Origin of the sequence: Nostoc sp. 'Peltigera membranacea cyanobiont' 210A (assembly GCF_002246015.1) — a bacterium.
Lineage (GTDB): Bacteria > Cyanobacteriota > Cyanobacteriia > Cyanobacteriales > Nostocaceae > Nostoc.
On sequence record NZ_NOLJ01000003.1, the window covers coordinates 301,177 to 325,064 of the forward strand.

The following is a 23,888-nucleotide window of genomic DNA, read 5'->3' on the forward strand; positions in this document are numbered from 1 at the left end:
TTGATTAAGTAATTGTATTCTCAACTGAATTTCAAGTTACAAAATAGAAAATGGTGTTGGGTATTGGAATTTTATGAATTTACCATTACGGACATTGGGAGTTGCACCAAATGCGTGGACAGTGAATGATGCGATCGCAGATATCACTCGTCCTCAAAAGACCCCACAACCCGTTATTTTATCAACAGAAACTAAAACCCTGCGCCTAGACTTGGCAAAGACTGCTATCCTCGTCATTGATATGCAAAACGACTTCTGTCACCCTGATGGTTGGTTAGCGCATATCGGCGTGGACGTAACTCCGGCGCGCCAGCCTATTGAACCTTTGAACAACTTACTTCCAGAACTGCGTGAGGTTGGTGTTCCAGTCATTTGGGTAAATTGGGGAAATCGTCCCGACTTGCTCAATATTAGTGCTAGTTCGCGCCACGTCTATAATCCCACAGGGGAAGGTGTAGGATTGGGCGATCCACTACCAAGCAATGGTGCTAGAGTACTTATGGCAGGTAGTTGGGCCGCGGCAATCGTAGACGAGCTAGAACAGATACCCGAAGATATTCGTGTGGATAAATACCGCATGAGTGGGTTTTGGGATACACCATTAGATAGTATCTTGCGGAATTTGGGAAGGACAACATTATTTTTTGCTGGTGTTAATGCCGATCAATGTGTACTAACCACCTTATGTGATGCCAACTTCTTAGGATATGACTGCGTGTTGGTTAAAGATTGCACCGCTACCACTTCTCCTGAATATTGTTGGCTGGCGACATTGTATAATGTCAAACAATGCTTCGGTTTTGTCACTGACTCGCAAGGAATTTTAACAGCGCTGCAAAATGGTGAGGAGTGAATCAATTTTGGATTTTGGACTTCGGCTACGCTCAGTCGAACGACTTGAGATTTTAGATTGATTCCATGCATTAATGCTCTTTATTCGATCAAGAATTTTAGATTTTAGATTTGTTCTCGCGTTTAAATTCCCTTGCTTTCAGACTTTTTTAAATTTTGGACTTTCCTGCCGAACGCTACGCGTAGCTTGCTTCCCCAGAGGGGTACGGTGTGAGCGTTTAATCCAAAATCTAAAATTTAAAATCTAAAACTCTGTGATTCAGGACTCAGATTTTAGGAATTTTCATACCCATCGATAACTCAGAGGGGATAAATAAATGTACGCTACTCGTTGTGTAATTCCGGTGATCAAATCTAGCAAAGATTACCAAGTATATCGCATCAGTCCCGATGCCTCTAATCGATTAGCAATTATCTTCGATTCCACAAATGCTAATACTTCTTTGACTTGCTGCATAGAAATTTTTGATGTTGGTGGACAAACACCCCCAAATCGCCATCAGTGGGCGGTGGAAATGTTTTTTGTCCTCAAAGGAGAAGCGATCGCTATATGTGACGGCAAGAGTGCCACGATCAAAGCTGGAGATAGTTTATTAGTGCCTCCCACTGGTACTCATTTGATTAAAAATACTGGTTCTACTCGCTTGTACACGTTGACTGTGATGATTCCCAATGAAGACTTTTCGGAATTGATTCGCAGTGGGATTCCGGCGGAGTTAGATGAAGAAGATATGGCAGTACTAGGGAGATTTGATGCTTTGATGCCTTGTTAAATTGAAGGAGGCAGGAGGCAGGAGGAGCAAATAATCATCCAGAGATTCGTTCTTCGTTCCCATACATACTATTTATGGGAACGAGAGAATATTACGAATTACCAATAATTTGTTTAACAACGCCAACAAAGCGTTCCATGTCGGCTTGGGTGATGGCTCCCATTGTCGAGACTCGAAAGATTGATTGAGCTAAATTTCCCTGTCCAGAATAAATTATATAGTCTTGTGCTTTCAGTTGATCGTGAAATTCTTCATAGCTGAAACCATCTGGTAAGTAATAGGCATTCAAGACAACGGATGAACTGCCAAGAGGAAGTAAGGGTTTAATTCCGATTGAGGCTAACCCATCTCTGACTAAGCTGGCAAGTTGGTTGTAATGTTTGTGTCTGGCACGCCAACCTCCTGCTTCTGTCATTTCTTGCAAAGCTTCTGTTAAAGCATAAAATGTCTGTATTGATTGCGTAAAAGGTGTGCCACCTCGTTCTTGTTGCTGGTAATAGGTTGCTAAATCTAAATATAAGGTGCGGGGGATGGTGTCTACTGACGGCAGTGCATCCCGTTGCAGGATGACAAAGGATACTCCAGGGACACCATGCAGACATTTATTCGCTGTCGCAGCGCAAGCGGTGATTCCCCAATCTGCAAAATTTAATTCCTCAGCACCAAAGCTGCTGACTGCATCTACTAATAGTTTGATGCGGCGTTCTTGGCAAATTGGCGCAAGTTCCGCCAAATTATTTAAGCGGCCGGTAGTAGTTTCATGATGGACGACAGCAAGGTGGGTGATGTCGGTGTTTTCATCCAGGAGTTTGACTAAAGCTTTGATATCTATTTCGGCATTCCAGGGATGGGAAAGTGTGATGTAATCAATGCCGTGAATTTTGACGATTTTGGATAGTCGTTCACCATATACACCGTTTTCAATTACTAGTAATTTCCCGTTTGTGGGTACTAGACTGCTGATCATCGCTTCCATCGCGGCGGTACCAGAACCGGTGAGGAGAACTGCTGCCCAGCCATCGCTTCCAAGACCATAAACTTGAAGTAATTGTTCGCGGATTCTGCTTTGAAGTTGGGAAAATTCCACCTCACGGTGACACAAATCAGGACGCAACAGGGCATTTCTGACGCGATCGCTCAAATTGACAGGGCCGGGATTTAGTAAAATCATTTTGTCATTTGTCATTTGTCATTTGTCATTTGTCATTTTGTCATTTGTCATTTGTCATTTGTCATTTGTCATTTGTCATTTGTCATTTGTCATTTGTCATTGGGCATTGGGCATTGGGCATTAATAAATTAAGAGTTTGTACTTGGAATTTATTAATTACGAATTACGAATTACGAATTACCAATGTGTTTCATAAAGCGTTGTAAAACTGCTTCCGGGGTGAGATTGGGTCTGGGTAGCTTTTCTAAAGTTCCGGGACGGATTTTTAAATGAGCGAATTTAGGTCTAGTGTTAGCATCTGCGGTAAATAAGGTATCTAAAAGGGCGGGGTCATCTCCGGCTAATGTCACGCCGTAACCGCACGCTTCGGCAATTTTGGCAAAGGAGATACCCGCAGAGACGGTGGCTTGTGCGCCTGTGGAATCGTGGACTTCATTATCTAAAAGAATATGGGTAAAGTTAGCACCGCCATAAGTGCCAATAGTGGCAAAATTACCCATCCGCATTAATGCTGCTCCATCGCCATCAATTACTACTACCTTGAGGTCTGGACGGGCTAAGGATAATCCCAATCCCATTGAGGAAGCGCAGCCCATCGAGCCGACCATGTAAAGATGATTAACGCTGTCTTTACTAGCGAAAAGTTCGCGTCCCGTGTATCCGGTGGTGGCAATTACTACAGTGTTTTCTGGCTCGGTAAGTTCCACAATCCGAGCCAATGCTTCGCTGCGAGAAATGCGTTGTTCTTTGCGATCCCGAAAAAAGCTTTGCTGAATATGAGCGCTATTGCTATCTTCTCGTTCGGGGATAGAAGAACGGGTGAGCGCATGGGGGGCGATCGCTCCTTTACGCATAATTAGAGCATAAGGACGGCGCTCTTGTTGCATATAAGCTATGGATCTTTGCAGAACGGGTTCTATTTCTGCTGCATCTGTGGGAAAAAATTCCCAAGGTATAGTCATTGTTTGCAGCAATTTTTCTGTGATTTGCCCCATTAATTCATGTTGCGGTTCGTCTTGTAAATTGTGTAGGGGTAGCCCGTCATAGACATCGCCTCGCAAGGTACAAATCAGCAGCAATGGAATCCGAAAAATATAAGTGAGGGAGGTTAGCGGGTTAACTGCATTCCCCAAACCAGAGTTTTGCATCATCACTACTGCGGGTTTACCAGCAATTGCGGCTCCAGCTGCGATCGCTACAGCATCTCCCTCATTGGCTGCGGAGATATATTTAAGTTGAACGTCATTGATGACGTAGTTAATAAAAGGCGTGAGAAAAGAACAAGGTACGCCAGTGTACCACCCAAAGCCAAAATTACGCGCAGCTTCTACAAATTCTTCTGCCTGGAAATGACAGAAGCAGGAGGTTGGCGTGCCAGACACAAACATTACAACCAACTTGCCAGCTTAGTCAGAGATGGGTTAGCCTCAATCGGAATTAAACCCTTACTTCCTCTTGGCAGTTCATCCGTTGNGCTGAAGTTCCGAGTTCTGAGGCTGAAGTTCCGAGTTCTGAGGCTGAAGTTCCGAGTTCTGAGGCTGAAGTTCCGAGTTCTGAGGCTGAAGTTCCGAGTTCTGAGGCTGAAGTTCCGAGTTCTGAGGTCGAAGTTCCGAGTTCTGAGGTCGAAGTTCCGAGTTCTGAGGCTGAAGTTGCGAGTTCTGAGGCTGAAGTTCCAAGTTCTGAGGCTGAAGTAATAATTTTTCTTCTCAACTCCCCTATTGTTTTAATTGAAAAGCAAGGTCAAGATCGTCTAAAGAATTAACATCTAACCAGTTACCGCGAATATAAAGCACCTTGATCGGTTTGCCTTGCTCGATTAAATAATTGCATAATTCTGGCAAACCCAAACTGTTGAATTCCGGTCGTTTTTGTAATTCATTGAGTGCTTCACTAACCCACTGTCTACCTTGACTCCGCAAGCGCAACATCCCAATCCAGCGTCCGCTAGACTTTCCTAATTGCGTTTGTGTTGTTTTAGAAATGTTCAACAGGTTGACATCCTGTCCAAACAGAGAAAGATCGTCTGGAATTGAGCAATAGGCGTAATCAGGTGAACCGCTAACAGATTTGCTGTTGACTACAGAATCAACCACAGCCACAATTTCTCCGGGACATTCTAATAAATCCCGTAGGATGTAGCTTCTAAATAGTAAATCGCCGTAAAGCACCAGCATTTCTTCGCCAAAACTGGCTTGAGCGCAAGCTAAGGATGCTAATTCTCCCGTTGTTTCATAATCTGGGTTACGGATGACTTTCGTCCCCACAACATCTATAGTTTCTGCTTTGTAACCGGCGACAACGGTAATATCATTGATGGCAAGTTTTTTGAATTTGTCCACCAACAACCTGAGCAGTGGTTTACCTCCAAGAGGTAACATCACTTTTGGTTTATCTTGCGTCAACCCTCCTAATTCTTGGCCTCTGCTAGCAGCCAGAACGATCGCTTGGGTATGTTGTCGTCCGTTGTTAAAGTAGCGTTTTTCAGCTTCTTGCAGTTCATCCGCCCCTTGTAGTCGGAAGATTTCTTTTACGGGAGCAATATCATCTTCAATGTTGATTAAAGTTTCGCTGGCTTTCACTTCACGTGCGATCGCTTGCATACTAGCAACAGCAGATCGAATCAGATGGTTTGCCCAGATGACCAAATTAACTTCAGCTTTGCGAAAAACATCAGTAGGCGTGCTGTAATATTTAGTCGGTATAAACACTAACGGGGAACGACCCGCCCATTCTTTAGCAAAGGCTAGCACTTGATCGGGGCGCGATGATTTACTGTGAATCAAGATCGCGGTTGCTCCGGCGGCGTGGTAAGCTTCAGCTCGGCGCAGTGCCTCCGAAAGATCCCAGCCGGCGATCAAAGCTTCGAGTCGGGCGACGATGCAAAAATCTGGATCTGTCTGACTATCCTTACCCGCCTTAATTTTGCCGCAGAATTCATCAATTTCAGCCAAAGGTTGGCGACTACCGTTGATAAAGCTATTGGTTTTGGGAAAAAGCTTATCTTCAATACAGACTCCAGCAATACCTCGCTGTTCTAACTTTTTGACCAAGCGACGCATATTATTAAAGTTGCCATAGCCAGTATCCCCGTCTAATAAAATCGGGATGCTGGTGACATCAGACATAAACTCTAGCATTTCTACAACTTGAGTCCAACTGGCTTCATTATTATCTCGAACGCCATATTGAGCCGAAAGGGCTAATCCACTCGCCCAAATTCCTTTAAATCCAGCCTCTTCCACAATGCGGGCGCTAATCCCATTGTGAGCTTCCATGATGAAGTCGAGTTGAGGCGATTCTAGTAATAACCGCAATTGGGCACACTTATTTAATTTTGCAGAGGTATCATTGGGTGCAAATATTTGATGCATTTATTCTACTCTTTTCAACCTATATAATATTGCGGTTCTCAATTGCATAGAATACAGACCTCACCTAACCCTCTCCTCTGAGGCTACGGTGTACACACAAGTCTGAAATAGCTGATTAACCAGGGTTTTACCCCACCCTAACCCTCCCCGTATGTATTGGGGAGGGAACTAGATTTTATTGTTTCCCCCCTTCACAAGGGGGGATTAAGGGGGGTAATTCGACTTCTGTGTACACGGTAGCCTTTTAGGAGAGAGGTCAAACTGTAATGTATCCAAACCAAAACTACTATAAATAAAGATATTTTCAGACATTTTTTGCGACTTCTATCTGAGGTAAAATCTCGTTTTGAGCGCGTTGAATATCTTGGGGAAAATCGATTTCAAGCCAAGGTAATCCAGTGATGTCTTCGTAGCCAAATGTTTCTGGAGTTTCTAAGAGCAGATCCCGAATTACTTCTTCATAAGGTTCATTATCGCGTCCATCTGCAACATATTGTTCTGTGCGAGTAGCAAGACGGCCAGCAACAGCACTTCCAAAACGAAAGAATCCCACTGACTCACCGGCAAAATCGTAAGCTAAACCAGGAGCTACTTGTTTACGAAACTCCACTAGATAATTATCTCTAACACAAAGCTTCACGGGTTCATCTCCCGGTTCAAAATCCCGATCTAGTAAAAAGCTGTTGGGGATATTTGTCTTTACCAATCGTTCGATGATGCGGCGATCGCACAACACATCTGCATCCATTAATAATATGTCATCGCCAGCAGCGAGATGCTGACGTACAGTCCAAAGGCTGATTACACTGCCTTTAGTATAATCAGGATTATAAATTGTACTGACCCAATTTTCGGCTCCTAATGCTTTGATTTCATCCTGAATTCTTTCTGCTTGATAACCCACAGCAATCACTACTTCATCAATTTGGTAATGACGGAGATAGTTAAAATGGCGCTCTAATAGAGATTTACCGTTAAATTTCAGCAAGCATTTGGGTTGGATTTCTCCGTCTTTACCTAAGCGTCGTCCAACCCCAGCAGCTAATATAATTGCCTTCATCGTCAAGTCACCAACAATAGCTTAGACACCAGGAAATCTATAAATTTTCCCAGAATTTTATAATGACTGTTTTTTGCTCAAGACAATATTTGTTAATTAATTCTTAACATGGAAGAAACAATAACTCTGTATCGCCCCACTGGCCCAAAAGAGCTAGAACTGGTTAAACAAAGCGACTACACCAAATGGCCGCCGAGACTACCAGGACAGCCAATTTTTTATCCCGTTACAAACGAGCAGTATGCCCAGGAAATTGCGACTAAATGGAATATTCGGGACAGTGGCGTGGGTTATGTGACACGGTTTGAGGTTAAGAAAATTTTTATGGATAAGTATGAAGTTCATCAAGTCGGGGCTTCATATCATACAGAATGGTGGATTCCAGCTGAAGAACTGGAAGAGTTAAACAGCAACATTGTGGGTAAAATCGAGGTGATTGGAGAATATAGGTAGAAAGCCGGGTACTAGTTACCTTAAGAGCGAAACACTTGGCGAAACCCGAAATAAGCGATCGCGTCTTTCATATTTGAGACAAAACGTTTTAGCATACCCATACGGATATCGGTGACGTACTCCAAAGTCAAGACAATGCGCTGTTCATTTTCACCTAAAGGAGTAACTCTGTGGTAAAGTTTGTCACCATTAAATAATACTATAGTACCAGGAATTAAGGAGAGCGATCGCGTTTGTGTCTCCCGTTCTGGAATATCCTTGTAGAGTTGATATTCCAGCTTACTGGATGAATTATCAACTAAACCCAGCAACACTGTATAGCGTTTGCCGTGATAGTAAGAGGTATCGTAATGATACTGGATATGATCTCCAGGCTCAGTGTAATAGTACAGCGCGTAAGTATGGGGATCTGAATCAGGACAGGGAAGGAGTTTTTCTGCCGTAATTTGGCTGAGGAAATCGAAAAAGGCACTGAGTTGATAAAACTCTCCGAAAATCGGAGCAAGGCTGTCTAAGCTATAGCGGCTGATACTACCGCCCTTTTTATGATTGGGAATATAGTTGCGGTTGATAGCAGGTTGCAAAGATGGCAACAATGCCAAGAACTGCTCAATGATGGAGTTAGGGAGAAAGTTCTCAACCACCAACAATTCATTCTGTGCTTGAAACTCAGCTTGAAGTTTCTGGTAATTAACAACTGCTATAGCTTTATCAATTTCAGTTTGAAGCTCCATTGATAATTTGATACTAATACAGGATTGCAAAAATAAACATACCATTCAATAAGCTAAAAAGCCTGTTTTGTTAGCTTTCTACCCAATGCCTAATGCCCCGTTACTAGTTTGATTCAGGCTGCGGGAGTGTCCAAAATTGCCAAATTACCCATATAGCAAAGGTTGGCGCTCCAATTGTCGCTGCCATTAATAACGGCTCTAGTCCATTCAGCAAGGGAACTATGGGAAACAAATACAGCACGTCTTCAATGTCAAAGCCGGCGAAATTTGGTTGACGGCTGGCGTCTTTACCCAAACGTTGTTCCATTTGGTTTCGCAAATGAAAGATGCAAGCAACAGACACGCCAGATACTATCCCCATCACCAACGCCCACCAACCAAATTTTCCTTCCCTAAGACCATATCCAATACACACAAACAATACAATGTGGATAATAGCGTCACTAGCAAGGTCATACTGATGTCCCCATTTGCTGGTTTTCCCACTCAAACGAGCTAATTCACCGTCTGTGTGATCGAGAAAGTTGGATAAAGCAAATAGCCATGCCCCAATGTTAACCCAAATGGCATCGCCAACTGCAAGCGCGAGGGCAGCTACCAACCCAGTTACAAGTCGTACTGTGGTGAGATGATTAGGGTTTACCCAACTGTCTTTTAGAGGTCGAACTAGCCAGTAAGCAAGTTGAGCATCCCAAGGCTTTGTAGTCATAGATGAACTTGAATTTGATGTGGTCTCTGTATATCTCTAACACTGCAAATTACCACATCGATCTAAAGTTCATAGATTTTTATTGATGAACTTTCTCGTTTTGAACGCTAGATTGGTCAGCGAATGCTTTGAACTCGACAGCATCATGACTACAGAACAGGCGTACACCCTTATTGCGATCGCTTGATAATGCGCGTAGCCGATCTTGATTGAGCAATCGAGCCTGACGATCCACTTCCATCATCCATTGGTAGGCGCGTAAACCTGGCGTGCAGCTTTTTTTGGCTGAGTCCATCTCGTGCCGATAAAAGTAGGCGTCACCTGCATGGAGAAGCCAACCCTCTGGTGTATCAATGGCGATACCAGCATGACCTCGTGTGTGACCAACAAGGGGAATGAGGAGAATTTCTGGCGGTAGCCCATCGAGGTTACGTACTGCTTCAAAACCGAACCAAGGTTCGCCTCCCGCCGAATAGTACTTCCAGTGCTTAACTTCATCCCACTGTTCTGGACGATAGCGGCGTCTTGTGATGAAGCCGCGCCGATCCTGGGCGGTTTCCATCTCAGTCTGCATTACGTGTACGGTTGCTTCCGGGAAATCTTCCAGACCACCGGCATGATCGAAATCGAGGTGGGTAAGCACTATATGACGCACATCTCGCGCGGAAAATCCCAAGTTTTCAATTTGATCGACTGCCGTGTATTTTTTATCAAACTGGATGCCATTGAAATGAATGAAAAACGGGCTGAGGCGGGAGTAAGGCGAGTTGATATCGCGCAGTCCGAAGCCGGTATCAATCAGAACAAGTCCCTGCTCTGTCTCGATCAGCAGACAGTGGCAGACGAGGTGAGCTTTCGGGCCGCGACTGAAGCCATCGAAGAGGGCCCCGCCAATCGGGCACATGCAGCCGCAATTGAGATGATGAATTTGCATGAATCCTCCGTTACGACTTTGACTGTCAAAATGAGTAGGGGCGCACAGATAGGGATTGGTGTCAAATTAAGCTGACTGTATGAGTTTTGCCCTCACCCCCAGCCCCTGTCCCAATATTGGGACAGGGGAGCAAATTTTCAAATTCCCCTTCTCCCAAAATTGGGAGAAGGGGTTAGGGGATGAGGGCAACCCGATAACGCAACCTCTTGCTAATTTCTATCTGAAGTTGACACCAATCACAGCTATGCGCCCCTACAGATGTACAAATAATTTGAGATAATTTATTTTTTGGAAGTTCGTTAGCCCAAGCGATCGCACCCCGCTTAAAATGAGTGCTAACTGAGCATATTCGCTTGATTAGGTAGCAAATTAGTTGTTGCCTGACCCCGGCTCACTGAGCTTGCGGTGCTGTTCAGCACTCACTGTATCAGGTAAAACCTTACTAACATTCGCCAGAAGCTTCGTTTTGAGCGAACCGGCGATAATGTCATCTTTGCCTGCCATCAAAGCTTCAAAACCCTGCTTGGCGACCTCAGCTGGATCGTCCTTTTGATCCGTGCCCACTTTTGTGTCGTCCATACCCGCACGGTGGAAGAAGTTGGTATCGGTGGGCCCCGGCATGAGGGCGGTAACGGTAACGCCTGTGTCCTTCAATTCGTTGCGTAGTCCCTCCGAAAAGGAATGCACAAACGCCTTGGAGGCGGCGTAGACTGTCTCGAACGGGCCGGGCATCAGGGCGGCAATCGACGATGTGAAAAGGATTCGACCCTTGCCAAGCTCAACCATATCCTTTACCACCCGTTTAGCAAGATGTACAGAAGATATGACATTTAGATTGATCAGATTGAGTTCGTCCTTTAGGTCGGTTTCACGGGCGAAATCACCACCGACACCAACACCTGCGTTGATGGCGATCGCATCTACTGGTCGCCCAGTCGCCTTAATCTGGTTGTAGAGTGTCTCAACACCGTCATAGCTAGCGAGATCGGCCTGCACCGTCTCAACTTTAGCACCCAGCCCCTCGAAGGCAATAGCCGCTTCGTCAATGCTCGATCCGGTGGCTGTAACTAGGAGATCGAAGCCGTTTTGAGCAAACTGTTTTGCGAGTTCATAACCGATGCCGTTAGAGGCACCTGTCACGACAGCCAAGGGTCGGGTCAATGAACTGTTCATAACCATCTAAAATTCCTATGTAACTGCTCCACACTCGCTGGCGATGGTTTTATCGCTACCAAATAATTGCGTGGATTGTGGGCTTTCAACCCTTACAATCTTAGGCAGGTAGCAGTTTGATTGCGTCTTTCCAAGGAAGTATCGCGAGTGTATCTTCAAGGTTACTTTTTTACAGTTCTGTATATACCTCTAACAGACTTTCAGGCTCTCAAAACTGATTTTAATTGTTACCTTAGCTACGAACTTTCGTAACGATTTTTTGGGAATAAAACGAAGCCGATTCTTCATTTTTGGCACAATCTTGGGCAAACTTAATCAAATGGTGTCCCACAAGTCCAACGTGAACCAAATTTTCAATATTACCTGCTTTTAGTGCTGGCTTGGCCATTTTCCAGAAAGTCTGGCGATAGTTACTAAATAAGCCTATGCGCACCAAAATATTAGTTAAATAAGTTAAACCCTTGCGAATATTAGCCGCAGAAGTGCGAGAAGGGCTGTTAGGTACTTCGATCCGATTTGGATAGGTGTGTTCCATGTTATAGGCAAATCGCTGATATAAAAATTCCGGCTCATAAGCAGTTGTGATGCAGCGCCGCCACATCTCAATTACTTGCTCATAAGGCATCAAAAACTCAACATTTGATTCGCGGCTTTCATCAAAGAGAAGTCGTCCTTCTGCTTCTAATCTCCGCCATAATGGAGTTCTCGGTAATGCATGAAGCAGGTTAATTGTCAACATTGGAATTTGCGATGCCCGAATAAATTCGATAATTCGGTCTGCTGTTTCTGGTGTATCTGTATCTAACCCGATGATGATTCCTGAAACTACTTCCATGCCATAGCTATTTAAAACCTGAATTGCTTTTAAGATTGGCATACTCAGATTTTGGTCTTTGGAAATAGCATGAAGGGCATTTGGTTCTGGTGTTTCTATACCACAAAAGATTGTGCAGAAATAAGCTTCGCGCATCATTTCCAGCAGCTTTGGACTTTGAGCTAGGTTGAGCGTTGCTTCACAGGCAAACTGGATGGGGTAGCCATTGCGTTTTTGCCAGTCAATCAGATGAGGAAGTAACTTCATGGCGGCGCGGCGATCGCCAACAAAGTTATCATCGACAAAATACACTGCCCCTAAATTGCCTGATTGTCGCATTGCGTCTAACTCCGCGACTACTTGCTCTGGTGTTTTCATCCGGGGACTGTTGCCATAGAGTTCGGGAATATCGCAAAACTCGCAGTGATAAGGGCAGCCACTAGAAAATTGTACATTTGCCAAGAAATAATCATTGATATTCAGCAAATGATAAGCTGGGGTGGGAAACTCTGTTAAGGGTAAACGTTCCTTGGTTTCAAAGCGAATTTGTTGTTGGGGACGTTGAGAGTTTTGGTCTAGATATTCGATCATGCGATCGCTAGCATCTCCCAATTCGCCCAAATGTAAAATATCAAAATCAGGATAATATTCTGGACACCCAGATACCGAGGGGCCGCCCACAACGGTAATTTTCCCCGCTCGATGGGCAAGTTCGTTAATTTGATTAATCTGTGGTTTTTGGATATGCATTCCACTCACAATCACCACATCAGCCCATTGATAATCAGCCCTGGTTGCTGATTTGACATTCTCATCAATAAAGCGCACTTCCCATTGTTTAGGTAAGTAGGCAGCCACAATTAAAATACCTTGGGGTGGCATAAAAGCCCGGACATTACCCATCAGTGGGTAAGCGTGATGAAAAGTACCAAAGGAGCGGCTGTACTTGGGAAAAATACACAGAATGCGTCGATGGTGCGAAGGAACGTAGCGGGTTCCTTGAGTCACAGAAGCGGTTTGAGAATTGCCCGCTACATTAATTTGGTTCTCTAAAGACTTTAAATTCACAGTCATCGCAAATTTCACCCTGGAAAACTGAGCAGGTAATTTGACAGTTTATTAACATAATTCGCTGTAATTCCAACTAGCTTACCAAAGAAAGGCAGAAGGCAGAAGGGATTATAAATGTATTTTTGCTCAAAACAAAGTCTTAAAGATTATAAATCACCCAATGTTGCCTTCTGCCTGATTCATCGTGATATTTGAATGGGTGTTTAACTGGTAAAATATAAAATCTACCCTAGCAGTACAAATTTAATTGGTTGGCAAACAACTATTATGGAAATCGCGCATGGGACATAAAAAGAGAGATTTTCATTTGGGAGTATCCAACTGGGTATAGGCATTTGTCATGAATTTGATTTACTTTCTTTTGCGTTCTTCGTGGGGGATGGTAGCGATCGCGATCGCTACCGGATTTTTGAGTGGCGGTAGTAGTGCTGGCTTGATTGCCTTAATTAGCCATGCTGCAAGTAGCGGTAGTTCTTCCCGCCTCACATCGATAATTTGGGGTTTTGCGGGGCTGGCTATAGTTGCACTAATTACCAGTATCATTTCTCAAGTGATGCTGATTCGTCTTTCTCAAAATGCAGTCTTGCAATTACGGATGCGTTTGAGTCGCCAGATTCTCGCTTCCGAGTTGAGTCATCTAGAACGCTTAGGGAATCCTCGATTATTGGCAACTTTAACAGAAGATATTCAGGCGGTGGCTAATGCTGTTTATCAGATGCCTTTTATCTTTATTAATTTAGCGATCGTCTTGGGTTGTATAACCTATATAACCTGGCTTTCTTGGTTAGTATTGTTGATGGTTTGTGGAATTTCAGTAGTTGCGATCGCTAGTTGTCAGTGGCTACTCAACAGAGGCGGGCAATTGCTAGCTCTAGCTCGTGAAGATGAAGATCATCTATTTAAACATTTTCGCACTATTACCGAAGGAGTCAAGGAACTTAAACTAAACTACAAGCGGCGTGAAGACTTTTTAGAAGATAAACTACAATCAACTGCTAACGAGTTCCGTCATCACAACGTTAATGGTCTAAGCCTTTTTGCCATAACTTCAAGCTGGGGTCAACTGATATTCTTTTTTGCTCTCGGTTTTGTACTGTTTGTCCTGCCTAATCTGCTTACTATCAATCCCGAAACTCTCTCTGGCTACATTTTGACCTTCACTTACTTGGTGTTACCAATGGATAACATCATCAGTAAACTTCCTCTATTAAGCAAAGCTAGCATTGCCTTACAAAAAATCGAATCATTAGGTTTATCTCTAGCTAGTCGAACGGAAATATCCACTGCTCCACCTGCTCTGAAATCTGACTGGCACAACTTAAAATTTAAAAGTGTTACCCACACTTACTACACAGAGCAAGAAGACAATAGCTTTATTTTTGGCCCCATAGATTTGACACTCTATCCTCAAGAATTGGTCTTCATTGTCGGTGGTAATGGTAGTGGTAAATCTACATTAGCAAAACTAATTACTGGGCTTTATATCCCAGAAAACGGCGAAATTTGGTTTGATGACGAGTTAATTAGCGAACAGAATCGAGAATGGTATCGCCAGAATTTTTCTGTGGTATTTTCCGACTTTTACTTATTTGAAGAACTTTTAGGATTAAAAAATTCTCATTTGGACGCTCAAGCCACAAAATATTTAAAACAACTGCAACTAGACCATAAGGTGAAAGTTGAAAATGGACAACTTTCTACCACTTCTCTTTCTCAAGGACAACGAAAACGGCTAGCTTTACTCACAGCCTATTTGGAAGATCGACCAATTTATTTATTTGATGAGTGGGCAGCCGATCAAGATCCAGTATTCAAGGAAATATTCTACACTCAACTTCTCCCAGAACTGCGATCGCGGGGTAAAACAGTGCTGGTGATTAGCCATGACGATCGCTATTTTCATTTAGCAGACCGAATTATCAAACTTGACTATGGAAAAATAGAGTACGATAAAACTTAATCTGGCAAAACAATTCATAATTATTAAAAGAATATTTGGAGTTTGACTAAATAAAAGCAATGTCTGAACAAAAGCCCATAAATCCTTGGAATTACAAACCTTGGTGGTGTCAACCCTGGTCTATAGTTCTCACAGGTGTAACACTGATTAGTGGTAGCTGGTTACTATTTAAAACTATCTGGCTAACAGTTCTCGTTTCCATCCCGATAGGAACGTGGATGGCTTTTTTTGTGTTGTTTTGGCCACAACTAATGATTCGCAGTGGAATTTTGGAGTCGTATAAAGAGTAGTTTAAGCTTAATGTAATGCTATAAATTAGTCCAGGTAAAGAAAATTATTCCATCGCGTTCAGAATTTAGCATCTCATTACCCCCCTTAATCCCCCCTTATAAAGGGCTACGGTGTACACACAAGTCCAAAAAAGTTTGATTTTCCATTGTTATCTCATCTATCTCGAACACAAGCTCTGCATGGGAATGCCCCTCCTTGAGGCAGAGCCTCAAGGAGGGGCATTGAGTCATATCATGTTCGCATAATTAGTTATGATTTCCACAGTCATTGCACCCCACCCCTTAATCCCCTCCCCGCTTGCGGGGAGGGGAGACGAAGCGTAGCTTTGGCGGGGTGGGGTTCTTCGGGTTTAATAAGTAATCAAGCGAACATGATATCAGAGACACAATGAATGCATTCCCAGTCGGAGACTGGGAACGAGGAAAAACGAGGAAAGTCTTATCAAGCTAGGTTTTTAGGACTTGTGTGTACACTGTAGCCGATGCTTTGGGGAGGGTTAGGGTGGGGTAAAACCCTAGTTAATCAGCTATTTCAGACTTGTGTGTACACCGTAGCCGATGCTTTGGGGAGGGGTGCAATGACTGTGGAAATCATAACTAATTACCCGGACTTGATATAGTATTATCTCTGCATAGACGCGCAGAGATGAGCAAAACTGTGCTGCAAAGTTAAGCGATCGCTCAAGCAAATTGTGAGAAGAAGTTCCCCGAACCGATTTCTAACCCTCGGAACTTATGTAAGTATAAACAAATTAGTGGTATCAAAAACATTAATCCATGATGAAAAACTCTGACAATATAATAAGTTTTGATAATTTTTTGCTATTATTTATATTTTCAAGCTTTTTTTGGGCAAAAGACCTTGTAAGTATCTAAATACTTAGGGAATTTGCACAGGGAAAGTTAGGGTGACATGAACAACAGAGCAAACCAAAGGCATGAAACGCATCATATAATACAATATTTCTGTATATTCAACCGAATGTTGATTTTTGTTGCAGAGATATTAATGTCACGCAGCCTTGTTGCTGGAGAGGTAATGCTGCGGTTGTTCCAAAATTTACAACGTCCCAGACTTTACTGGCTAAGGCTTAGACGCTCATCTGTGAAAACTCAAGCTGCTCCTCTACCTGACAATGAAGCAGAAAGGCTCAAAGCCCTGGCGAACTACAATATTCTAGATACCCTACCGGAACAAGCTTTTGATGACCTAACTGCTATTGCTGCCTACATTTGTAAGACTCCAATTGCTTTAATTAGCTTAGTTGATAGCGATCGCCAATGGTTTAAATCTAAGCTTGGACTAAAAAATAGCGAAATACCCAGAGATGGGTCTTTTTGCTCCCATGCCATTCTTCAACCAAATGATATATTAGTGGTTCCCAACGCCATTAAAGACGATCGCTTTAATAACAATCCCTTAGTCAAAGGTAATCCCAAAATTCGTTTTTATGCTGGTATCCCTCTAATTACGCCCGATGGTCTTCCAATCGGCACATTGTGTGTTTTAGATACGATTCCTCATCACCTAACTTACCAGCAGTTAGATGCACTGCGCCGCCTAAGTCGTCAGGCGATCGCTCAAATAGAACTCATTCAGGAAGTTCGCAACCGCAAACAAGCAGAGATCGAAGGAAGACAGTTATTGCTGACCGATGAACTAACAGGTTTGCATAACCGACGTGCTTTCTTCCTAATGGCTGCACAGCAGTTGAAAATTGCTCACCGCATGAAAGTGTTTTGCTGGGTTATATTCATTGATTTAGATGGGCTAAAACAGATTAACGACACCCTTGGTCATGACATGGGAGATGCCTTGATTATTGATGCTGGTCGATTACTTAAGCAAACTTTTCGGAACTCAGATATTGTTGCCCGTTTGGGTGGGGATGAGTTCATTGTTTTCATCTCTAGCTACTTCAAGGACGCTGATAGTATCCAAACGCGTCTACAAACAAATATCGCCAACTTTAATCAACAGCAAAACTGTAGCTATAAACTTTCGATGAGTATCGGCATAGAGCGTTACTCACCAGAGAGCAATATGTCACTAGAACAACTAATCGCTAGGTCTGACGAATTAATGTATGCTCAAAAGCGGCTCAAGCGGCAATCTCTTACATAGAATATCCCATTACATAACAGTCTTTAACTACGAATTACGAATTACGAATTATTTTAATTTACCACCTGGCTCCCATGACTGCGGGGATCATCTTGATTCGCCGTTGGTGCTACCGGGGCTGAAAACTTGGAAACTTTGCCGCTAGCTTGAGCGTAAGGGAGAGAGGAACCAGTAACCAAAGCTTCTAAGTTACTAGCCATAATCGTCCGGGGTTGATCGCCGATGGCTTGGGCGATGGTTTCTCCCTGCTGACTCAAAAATACAAAATGGGGAATCCCATCTACCCGATATCTCAGCATTTCCGGCAGCCACTTGGTATTATCTACATTCAGCATGACAAAATTCATCTTGTCAGCATACTCTGTTTCTAGTTGAGTGATATCTGGGGCCATTTTCTGGCAGACAGTACACCAATCAGCATAAAACTCTACTAGAGATGGTTTGCCGTTGCTGATTGCTACTTCTAACGGTGTGGAAGTCTCGCTTAACTTGGCTAGAGTTGCCGAGGTTGTCTCAGTTCGCAATCCCAAGACGAGGGAAACGCTAAGTGCGATCGCGACCATTACAATTAAGAAGTTTCTCAAACGCTTCCCGAATGTGGATTCAGGTTTTTCGGGAGAATTAACAGGTGAATCAGTACTCATAACAGAATTATTAAAACTTATTAAGCAATTTCTTCTTTAGTTTAGCTGACTCCAGGTATTCTATAATTTTTCCACTTCTGGATGCTTGAACTGGGGATTGGGGATTGGGGATGGAGAAAAGACAAGGTGGACAAGGAAGAGGGGGGAGACAAGGGAGAGACTTGTTCAAGAATTCCCCCTTGTCCCCTTGTCTCCCCTGCTCCCCAATCCCAAAGCGCCTATTTACCTAACTTCCAAAATCGCTCCAGTTTCCTTCAAATAAACCCGCGTAAATGGTTCATCTTCACCCAAAGTATAATCTTCAATCAACCCTTTGCGACGAACAGAAATATCGTTGCCTTTTCTAATCACCACAGTCGAACCATCGAAAACATCTCGCGCCAAAATCATCTCAGTTTCGGTGGGATTATCCAAAACTACGATATTACTATGCTGGTAAAATATGCCCTGTTCTTCGAGGATGTCTTCAGGGTACTCAGCAATTAGCAAATCAAGTTTGGGATGACGCAGCAAAGTTTGAACATTACTGTTGTAATCTTTGCTTAATACTTTTTTCGAGCGATTCACAAAAACACCATCATGACAAACAGCACCTATTGTCCAGTTGGGATGTTGCAAAAGGATATGGTCAATCGTTGCTTGCAGTTCTTCAACTGAGATTTTGTTAAAGGTAATAATTGGTATCCTGGCATCCGTACCCGACTCAAAAAAGGTTTCTAAAATATGAGAAGGTACATCAACACTTTCACCAACAGAAGGTTTAAGATGCATTAAAACGCCTGGTGCAGCATTGATTTCCAAGATAGCAAAGTTACTGGATTTCCAAGATTCTGCAAGACTTTTAGTAATGACATCAATTCCCAGACAAGTTAGCTGGAAATGTTGGGCAATATCTTGCGCCAAGATAATATTGTCATCATGAACTGTCGGGGTTGCATCGATGCTCATACCTCCGGCTGAAAGATTGGCAACTTTACGCAGGTAGACAGTGCGTCCTTTCTCAATCACACTGTCTAATGATAAGCGTTGTTCGTCTAGGTAGAGTTCCATCGCTTCATCGATCTGAATTTTACTCATCGGCGAAGTTGGCGTGTCTAAACGTGCAGGTTTGCGGTTCTCTTGGCGAATTAACTCTGCAAGCGTTAAATACCCATCACCCACAACCGATGCTGGACGCCGTTCTGTGGCGGCGACGAATCGACCATTGACACACAACAAACGAAAATCCGATCCTGTGATACTTTTCTCAACAATTATTCGGGTTTGCTGATTTTCGGGAATCGCTGCCAGTGAACGATTATAAGCAGATATCAGTTCTTTTGAGTCTTGCACATCAGCCGTAACGCCAATTCCTTTGTGACCTACCACTGGCTTAACTGCCACTGGGTAGCCAATTTCTCTTGCTGCTGCCAAGGCTTCTTTCTCGGAAAAGACAATACTACCTTCAGGCACTGGGAAACCCAAGGTTTTCAAAAATGCCTTACAATCATCCTTGCGGGTAGTAAACTCCGAATCTAGATGGCTATCACAGTTAAATGTTGTTGCTACCCCCCGGACATGGTTTTTTCCTAAGCCGTATTGCATCAATCCTTCTTCCCACAGATAAAAGGCGGGAATACCTTTTTCATAAGCTGTTCGCAATAGGGCGTAAACTGTGGGACCACCGTAGACAGATGCGCGAAATCTATCTTGTAACTTCACCAGCTGCTCATCAAAGGCAAAGTCTTCGTCTTGGGTAATGGCTTCAAACCAGTCCCAAACAAAGTAAACTACCTCTCTAGTTGTGCGTTCATGTAGTGATTGGATGCTAATCCGTGTGAGATTTGGATATGGCTTCGCACTCCAGCGGTTAAGGTGTAAATCCATGTCCAGTTTTCCGGCTTCGGACACAACTTGCGCAAAGAGATGGGCATAAGATTCGTAGGTTTGATCGCGAAATTTTGGATAGCGATCGCCAATGCTGGCAATATAATCTTCAAGGGGCAAAGGCTCTCTAGAGTCAATTAGAGCAAAATCAAATACTAGCGCCCCTACATCTAAATAAGGGTTGGGGCCAAGGTAATGCTTGAAGTTGAAAATATCGAAGACATCCGTTCTTCTAGCATTAATGCGGACTAATTCACTGCTTTTTTGTAGAACCATTGATTACGAACCTTCGGCTAAACACCCTGAAATTTTAATGCTGAGTTGTAGTTACTCAGACTTATTGATTGTAGATTGACTCAGGTTAATTTTGGAGAGTAATGGCTTTGCCACTGAGCCAATCAGAACCCACGCTAACTCTATATACTAAGCATTTTTAACTATCTTAAGGCATAATTAAATCTCCAATCTTCTGCCAGGAAGCAAGAACAGTCAATTCATCCTCATGAATAATCAAAGATATAACCTTTGAAAGGTGCAACACTCATCCAAAAATTGTACAAATAGATGTGGGTTATTAAAAAGACAGTATAAAAAGACAGCAAAGTATGAATAGCACACAAGCTGCTCTAAGAGATGAAATTCGAGAACTAGCTGACGAAGCTTTTCACCAAAAGCTGATCTCTGGACATGGAGATGGGGCAGACATGAATGAGTATCAAATTGTCTACCAAGGTAAGCCCAGGCATCTCCCACTCGAACAAGCACGTTTTTTCTTAACTAACTTGCTTTACAGAAGTCGGGTTCATTAGGACTTGCCATCAGATATCTATTTGCATCTAGCTAGGGTCAATAGCAATTACTGACATCGCCCGATAAATCTCCAATCGACAATTAGCAATATAGCCAAAAATGCCTCTAGAAAATACTTCTAGAGGCAGTTGACGTTGTAGATTTTATTTAGTGATTGGAAAATTAGATAATTTTTCAGAAAAGTATTGTGGTCTAATTGCGATGTCTAACGACAAGCCGCTTCTCTACGTTCCCTGCGGGACGCTTACGCGAACGCGCAGCGTGTCGCAGACAGACGCTTGGCGTAGCAAGATCCCCGTAGGGGTATGCGTCTACGCAAATGTTAACCCTAGTTTTATCAAGGAATCTATCAAAGGGATGATTTGATACATGGAATTGTCATGTTTTAGTGAAATTTATTAACTCAAATCCCAGGGGACATCATGGTGGAAAGTAATATTAAAAGGCAGTTAGTAATTATTGGGGGAGCCGAAGATAAAGAGGGAGATTCCGTAATTTTACGGGACTTTGTACGACGCGCCGGAGGTACGAAGGCGTACATTGTAATTTTGACAGCAGCCACAGAACTACCAAGAGAAGTGGGAGAAAATTACATCAGAGTGTTTGGGCGGCTGGGAGCCGAAACTGTTCGCATTATTGATACAGAAACTCGTGAAGATGCATCTTCATCTACCGCATTGGAAGCTATTAAGAAAGCAACTGGGGTCTTTTTTACAGGGGGAGACCAAGCTCGTATTACCAGCATCCTCAAGGACACCGAAATCGATGCGGCAATTCACCAGCGCTTTTCTGAAGGCGTAGTGATAGCAGGCACAAGTGCCGGAGCTGCTGTGATGCCAGATAAAATGATTGTGGAAGGTGATTCGCAGACACATCCTCGGATTGAAACTGTTGAAATGGGCCCAGGTATGGGATTTTTACCAGGGGTAGTAATTGACCAGCATTTTTCTCAGCGTGGACGCTTGGGACGCTTAATTTCAGCTTTAATACTAGAACCTGCTGTCTTAGGATTTGGGATTGACGAAAATACCGCTATGGTAGTGACAGATAACCAAATTGAAGTGATTGGTGCAGGTGCGGTTACGATTGTTGATGAATCAGAGGCTACATATAACAATATGGGCGAAATTTTGAAGGATGAGTCTTTGGCGATTTGTGGAGCAAAGCTTCATATTTTGCCACATGGCTTTAAATTTGACCTGAAAACCCGTCAGCCTATCCTAAATAATGTCTCTGTGCCAAATGGCTCTCAACCACTTGCTTCAGTTAACACTTAACTTTTAGCAAGTGTATTTAAACTGAAAGTTTTATTGAACAGAATTCAGGAGTCAGGAGGTCACTGAGCGTAGTCGTTGGCGCAGCCTCTCGTAGAGAAGTGAGTCAAAATTCAGTTGGGTATTCTGTACAACTGACAAATAGTGCAGCGTAAAGCCTTCTCTTTTCCCAAAGGGAAACGCGGCGCGTAGAAAGCATCTTGATTCTGAATTCTGAGTTCTGCATTCTTCTTCAACTAATCGCTGTAATATCATGTCCGGGTAATTAGTTGTGATTCCCACAGTCATTGCACCCCACCCCCAGCCCCTCCCCGCCGGCGGGGAGGGGAGACAAAGCATAGCTTTGGCGGGGTGGGGTTCTTGGGGTTTAGTAAGTAATCAAGCGGACATGATATAACACCCCTGCCTCAACCATTGGTTGAGGCAGGGGGATATCAAGAAGAATATTAAGGCGATTTCGTTAAACTATAAAAACTGTCAGAACGAATTTGACTGCCATTTCGCCAAACTTCCACTCTTTGTGGAGTGACTAAATAATAAAAACTACCATTATCTGCTCGATATCTGTCTTTACCAATATTCAAAGCTACTATCTTTATAGGCTTGCTTGGCGCTTGCTTCAGTTGCCCAATATAAAATAATTGACCATTTTCTTCACAGACTTTTACACGAGAGCTTGTAGTCTCACCTTCAATAAGACTAACTCCATTGCATTTAGTATCAGTGTTTACAGGTGCAAAATCTGTTGGAATTGGCTGCTGTGAGGGTGAAACTTGATTTGCTAATGGGGGTGGCGAGACTGGGCGGTTTGGGTTATCCACTTGCTGAACTTTAGAACCGGAGCCAACACTTGCAGTTACGGATGTCAACAAACGAAGGGGGTCAACTGCTATTCGACCATTTGGATGAACTTCAAAGTGCAGATGAGGTGCTGTACTATTGCCTGTAGATCCCATCTCAGCAATCATTTGACCTTGAATAACCTGTTGATCCTTGCTCACCAACAAACGGCGATTGTGGCCATAAACAGTAATGCTGCCGTCGAGATGTTTAATAGTTATGGCATTTCCTAATCCCCAATTATCCCAACCTGCTTTAACAACAGTACCGGATGCCGCAGCAATAACAGGAGTTCCAGATGCCCCTGCAATATCAATTCCTTCATGTTGATATTTGCGGAAGCCTTGAGAAATAAACCCTTTAGTTGGCCAGATTAAGTTAGAAGTAGGGATAGGAATTTGCCCAATTGGGGAATCGCTTGCCAATTGTGTTGAGGCAGATGTCGCTGTACTTAATACAGCGGTTAAAGATATTAACCCAACTACTGCATAAGTACGGTATCGATAAACTATAGATTTTTTCATAAGTTGCAAGTCTACTAGAACAATAATTCAGACACTTTCTGATTATTTGTTGTTTCAAGCTTACTCGCAAAATATCAGGAAATCTTTAGTGACTGGAGTTTAGACTAAAGCATGACAAAATGACCCAGCAGTAGTAAGTTTACAAGTTACACATCTGGAAGTAGAAAAACTAAAAGGTCAAGCAGATTGTGGTTGTTCTTTTTTCGGCTTATTAGTACTCTTTTTGACTGTCGGAAAACGAATTCTACACAGACGTGCTTTGCCAGCAGACCAGCCAGGAAACTTTCCACGGGGTTTAGGTGGACGTGACGGTGGGTGTACCAATCGCGGCGAAAACTTCTCCCATTGCTTGAGCTACCCGTCCAGGGGACAACTTGGACTTTTTCTTCTGCCTTGGCGCTAGCCTCTCCCTTTGGGAGAAGGTAAAGGATTGTCATGTA

The 23,888-nt window shown here is 43.3% G+C and carries 21 protein-coding genes; 8 read left to right on the top strand and 13 right to left on the bottom strand.

The window, feature by feature from the left end; all coding sequences use genetic code 11:
• Positions 1-73: 73 nt before the first annotated feature.
• The gene (locus tag CDG76_RS10445; protein ID WP_094348971.1) at positions 74-853 is read left to right on the top strand and encodes a cysteine hydrolase family protein; all 780 of its coding nucleotides are present in this window, start codon (positions 74-76) and stop codon (positions 851-853) included.
• Between the two features lie 316 nt (positions 854-1,169).
• Positions 1,170-1,625, top strand: coding sequence for a cupin domain-containing protein (locus tag CDG76_RS10450; RefSeq protein ID WP_094348972.1), 456 nt, complete (start codon positions 1,170-1,172; stop codon positions 1,623-1,625).
• A gap of 91 nt (positions 1,626-1,716) precedes the next feature.
• Here the strand turns inward: CDG76_RS10450 and CDG76_RS10455 are convergent, their stop codons facing one another.
• The 4 genes from CDG76_RS10455 to CDG76_RS10475 form a co-directional block, all read right to left on the bottom strand.
• Positions 1,717-2,811 (bottom strand): 2-aminoethylphosphonate aminotransferase, encoded by a 1,095-nt coding sequence (locus CDG76_RS10455; RefSeq protein ID WP_223265200.1) that lies wholly within the window; start codon positions 2,809-2,811, stop codon positions 1,717-1,719.
• A gap of 155 nt (positions 2,812-2,966) precedes the next feature.
• Positions 2,967-4,178, bottom strand: a complete 1,212-nt coding sequence (gene aepY, locus CDG76_RS10460) for a phosphonopyruvate decarboxylase (RefSeq protein WP_223265201.1) — start codon at positions 4,176-4,178, stop codon at positions 2,967-2,969.
• Positions 4,179-4,511: 333 nt separating this feature from the next.
• Positions 4,512-6,167 carry a phosphoenolpyruvate mutase gene (gene aepX / locus CDG76_RS10470; RefSeq protein WP_094348974.1) on the bottom strand — a complete coding sequence of 552 codons (1,656 nt, stop codon included), beginning with the start codon at positions 6,165-6,167 and terminating at the stop codon, positions 4,512-4,514.
• A gap of 304 nt (positions 6,168-6,471) precedes the next feature.
• A complete protein-coding gene (locus tag CDG76_RS10475) occupies positions 6,472-7,227 on the bottom strand; it encodes a phosphocholine cytidylyltransferase family protein (protein ID WP_094348975.1) in 756 nt (251 codons plus the stop codon).
• 108 nt (positions 7,228-7,335) lie between these two features.
• Here CDG76_RS10475 and CDG76_RS10480 point away from each other — a divergent pair, with 108 nt between their 5' ends.
• Positions 7,336-7,680 carry a hypothetical protein gene (locus CDG76_RS10480; protein WP_094348976.1) on the top strand — a complete coding sequence of 115 codons (345 nt, stop codon included), beginning with the start codon at positions 7,336-7,338 and terminating at the stop codon, positions 7,678-7,680.
• A 20-nt stretch (positions 7,681-7,700) separates the two neighbouring features.
• Here the strand turns inward: CDG76_RS10480 and CDG76_RS10485 are convergent, their stop codons facing one another.
• The 5 genes from CDG76_RS10485 to CDG76_RS10505 form a co-directional block, all read right to left on the bottom strand.
• Positions 7,701-8,414, bottom strand: coding sequence for a 2OG-Fe(II) oxygenase (locus CDG76_RS10485; RefSeq protein ID WP_094348977.1), 714 nt, complete (start codon positions 8,412-8,414; stop codon positions 7,701-7,703).
• Positions 8,415-8,517: 103 nt separating this feature from the next.
• Complete coding sequence (locus tag CDG76_RS10490) at positions 8,518-9,123, bottom strand: CDP-alcohol phosphatidyltransferase family protein (protein WP_094348978.1); 606 nt, start codon at positions 9,121-9,123, stop codon at positions 8,518-8,520.
• Between the two features lie 79 nt (positions 9,124-9,202).
• Positions 9,203-10,057 carry an MBL fold metallo-hydrolase gene (locus CDG76_RS10495; RefSeq protein WP_094348979.1) on the bottom strand — a complete coding sequence of 285 codons (855 nt, stop codon included), beginning with the start codon at positions 10,055-10,057 and terminating at the stop codon, positions 9,203-9,205.
• A gap of 369 nt (positions 10,058-10,426) precedes the next feature.
• Entirely contained in the window at positions 10,427-11,230 is an 804-nt protein-coding gene (locus CDG76_RS10500) for an SDR family NAD(P)-dependent oxidoreductase (RefSeq protein WP_094349392.1), read from the bottom strand.
• A gap of 232 nt (positions 11,231-11,462) precedes the next feature.
• On the bottom strand, positions 11,463-13,118 hold the full coding sequence (locus tag CDG76_RS10505) for a B12-binding domain-containing radical SAM protein (RefSeq protein WP_190240816.1): 1,656 nt from the start codon (positions 13,116-13,118) through the stop codon (positions 11,463-11,465).
• A 337-nt stretch (positions 13,119-13,455) separates the two neighbouring features.
• On the opposite strand from CDG76_RS10505, the gene CDG76_RS10510 reads away from it, so the two are divergent.
• The 3 genes from CDG76_RS10510 (at position 13,456) to CDG76_RS10520 (ending at position 17,490) form a co-directional block, all read left to right on the top strand.
• Entirely contained in the window at positions 13,456-15,075 is a 1,620-nt protein-coding gene (locus tag CDG76_RS10510; protein ID WP_094348980.1) for a cyclic peptide export ABC transporter, read from the top strand.
• Between the two features lie 59 nt (positions 15,076-15,134).
• A complete protein-coding gene (locus CDG76_RS10515; RefSeq protein WP_094348981.1) occupies positions 15,135-15,365 on the top strand; it encodes a DUF6737 family protein in 231 nt (76 codons plus the stop codon).
• 982 nt (positions 15,366-16,347) lie between these two features.
• The gene (locus tag CDG76_RS10520) at positions 16,348-17,490 is read left to right on the top strand and encodes a sensor domain-containing diguanylate cyclase (protein ID WP_223265202.1); all 1,143 of its coding nucleotides are present in this window, start codon (positions 16,348-16,350) and stop codon (positions 17,488-17,490) included.
• A 53-nt stretch (positions 17,491-17,543) separates the two neighbouring features.
• Here the strand turns inward: CDG76_RS10520 and CDG76_RS10525 are convergent, their stop codons facing one another.
• On the bottom strand, positions 17,544-18,134 hold the full coding sequence (locus CDG76_RS10525; protein WP_094348983.1) for a thioredoxin family protein: 591 nt from the start codon (positions 18,132-18,134) through the stop codon (positions 17,544-17,546).
• 222 nt (positions 18,135-18,356) lie between these two features.
• On the bottom strand, positions 18,357-20,276 hold the full coding sequence (locus CDG76_RS10530) for an ATP-binding protein (protein WP_094348984.1): 1,920 nt from the start codon (positions 20,274-20,276) through the stop codon (positions 18,357-18,359).
• A 329-nt stretch (positions 20,277-20,605) separates the two neighbouring features.
• Between CDG76_RS10530 and CDG76_RS10535 the strand changes: the two genes are divergently transcribed.
• Both CDG76_RS10535 and CDG76_RS10540 read left to right on the top strand, forming a co-directional pair.
• Positions 20,606-20,809, top strand: coding sequence for a hypothetical protein (locus CDG76_RS10535; RefSeq protein ID WP_094348985.1), 204 nt, complete (start codon positions 20,606-20,608; stop codon positions 20,807-20,809).
• Positions 20,810-21,232: 423 nt separating this feature from the next.
• The gene (locus CDG76_RS10540) at positions 21,233-22,087 is read left to right on the top strand and encodes a cyanophycinase (RefSeq protein WP_094348986.1); all 855 of its coding nucleotides are present in this window, start codon (positions 21,233-21,235) and stop codon (positions 22,085-22,087) included.
• Between the two features lie 443 nt (positions 22,088-22,530).
• On the opposite strand, the gene CDG76_RS10545 is transcribed toward CDG76_RS10540, so the two are convergent.
• Positions 22,531-23,448, bottom strand: coding sequence for a M23 family metallopeptidase (locus CDG76_RS10545; RefSeq protein ID WP_094348987.1), 918 nt, complete (start codon positions 23,446-23,448; stop codon positions 22,531-22,533).
• A 146-nt stretch (positions 23,449-23,594) separates the two neighbouring features.
• The gene (locus CDG76_RS10550; RefSeq protein WP_223265203.1) at positions 23,595-23,885 is read right to left on the bottom strand and encodes a hypothetical protein; all 291 of its coding nucleotides are present in this window, start codon (positions 23,883-23,885) and stop codon (positions 23,595-23,597) included.
• Between the last annotated feature and the right edge of the window lie 3 nt (positions 23,886-23,888).

Excerpts from the sequence above, each read along its gene's own strand:
- CDG76_RS10445 (WP_094348971.1), top strand. The coding sequence starts at position 74 with ATGAATTTACCATTACGGACATTGGGAGTTGCACCAAATGCGTGGACA.
- CDG76_RS10450 (WP_094348972.1), top strand. The coding sequence starts at position 1,170 with ATGTACGCTACTCGTTGTGTAATTCCGGTGATCAAATCTAGCAAAGAT.
- CDG76_RS10455 (WP_223265200.1), bottom strand. The coding sequence starts at position 2,811 with ATGACAAATGACAAAATGATTTTACTAAATCCCGGCCCTGTCAATTTG.
- aepX (WP_094348974.1), bottom strand. The coding sequence starts at position 6,167 with ATGCATCAAATATTTGCACCCAATGATACCTCTGCAAAATTAAATAAG.
- CDG76_RS10475 (WP_094348975.1), bottom strand. The coding sequence starts at position 7,227 with ATGAAGGCAATTATATTAGCTGCTGGGGTTGGACGACGCTTAGGTAAA.
- CDG76_RS10480 (WP_094348976.1), top strand. The coding sequence starts at position 7,336 with ATGGAAGAAACAATAACTCTGTATCGCCCCACTGGCCCAAAAGAGCTA.
- CDG76_RS10485 (WP_094348977.1), bottom strand. The coding sequence starts at position 8,414 with ATGGAGCTTCAAACTGAAATTGATAAAGCTATAGCAGTTGTTAATTAC.
- CDG76_RS10490 (WP_094348978.1), bottom strand. The coding sequence starts at position 9,123 with ATGACTACAAAGCCTTGGGATGCTCAACTTGCTTACTGGCTAGTTCGA.
- CDG76_RS10495 (WP_094348979.1), bottom strand. The coding sequence starts at position 10,057 with ATGCAAATTCATCATCTCAATTGCGGCTGCATGTGCCCGATTGGCGGG.
- CDG76_RS10500 (WP_094349392.1), bottom strand. The coding sequence starts at position 11,230 with ATGAACAGTTCATTGACCCGACCCTTGGCTGTCGTGACAGGTGCCTCT.
- CDG76_RS10505 (WP_190240816.1), bottom strand. The coding sequence starts at position 13,118 with ATGACTGTGAATTTAAAGTCTTTAGAGAACCAAATTAATGTAGCGGGC.
- CDG76_RS10510 (WP_094348980.1), top strand. The coding sequence starts at position 13,456 with ATGAATTTGATTTACTTTCTTTTGCGTTCTTCGTGGGGGATGGTAGCG.
- CDG76_RS10515 (WP_094348981.1), top strand. The coding sequence starts at position 15,135 with ATGTCTGAACAAAAGCCCATAAATCCTTGGAATTACAAACCTTGGTGG.
- CDG76_RS10520 (WP_223265202.1), top strand. The coding sequence starts at position 16,348 with ATGTTGATTTTTGTTGCAGAGATATTAATGTCACGCAGCCTTGTTGCT.
- CDG76_RS10525 (WP_094348983.1), bottom strand. The coding sequence starts at position 18,134 with ATGAGTACTGATTCACCTGTTAATTCTCCCGAAAAACCTGAATCCACA.
- CDG76_RS10530 (WP_094348984.1), bottom strand. The coding sequence starts at position 20,276 with ATGGTTCTACAAAAAAGCAGTGAATTAGTCCGCATTAATGCTAGAAGA.
- CDG76_RS10535 (WP_094348985.1), top strand. The coding sequence starts at position 20,606 with ATGAATAGCACACAAGCTGCTCTAAGAGATGAAATTCGAGAACTAGCT.
- CDG76_RS10540 (WP_094348986.1), top strand. The coding sequence starts at position 21,233 with ATGGTGGAAAGTAATATTAAAAGGCAGTTAGTAATTATTGGGGGAGCC.
- CDG76_RS10545 (WP_094348987.1), bottom strand. The coding sequence starts at position 23,448 with ATGAAAAAATCTATAGTTTATCGATACCGTACTTATGCAGTAGTTGGG.
- CDG76_RS10550 (WP_223265203.1), bottom strand. The coding sequence starts at position 23,885 with ATGACAATCCTTTACCTTCTCCCAAAGGGAGAGGCTAGCGCCAAGGCA.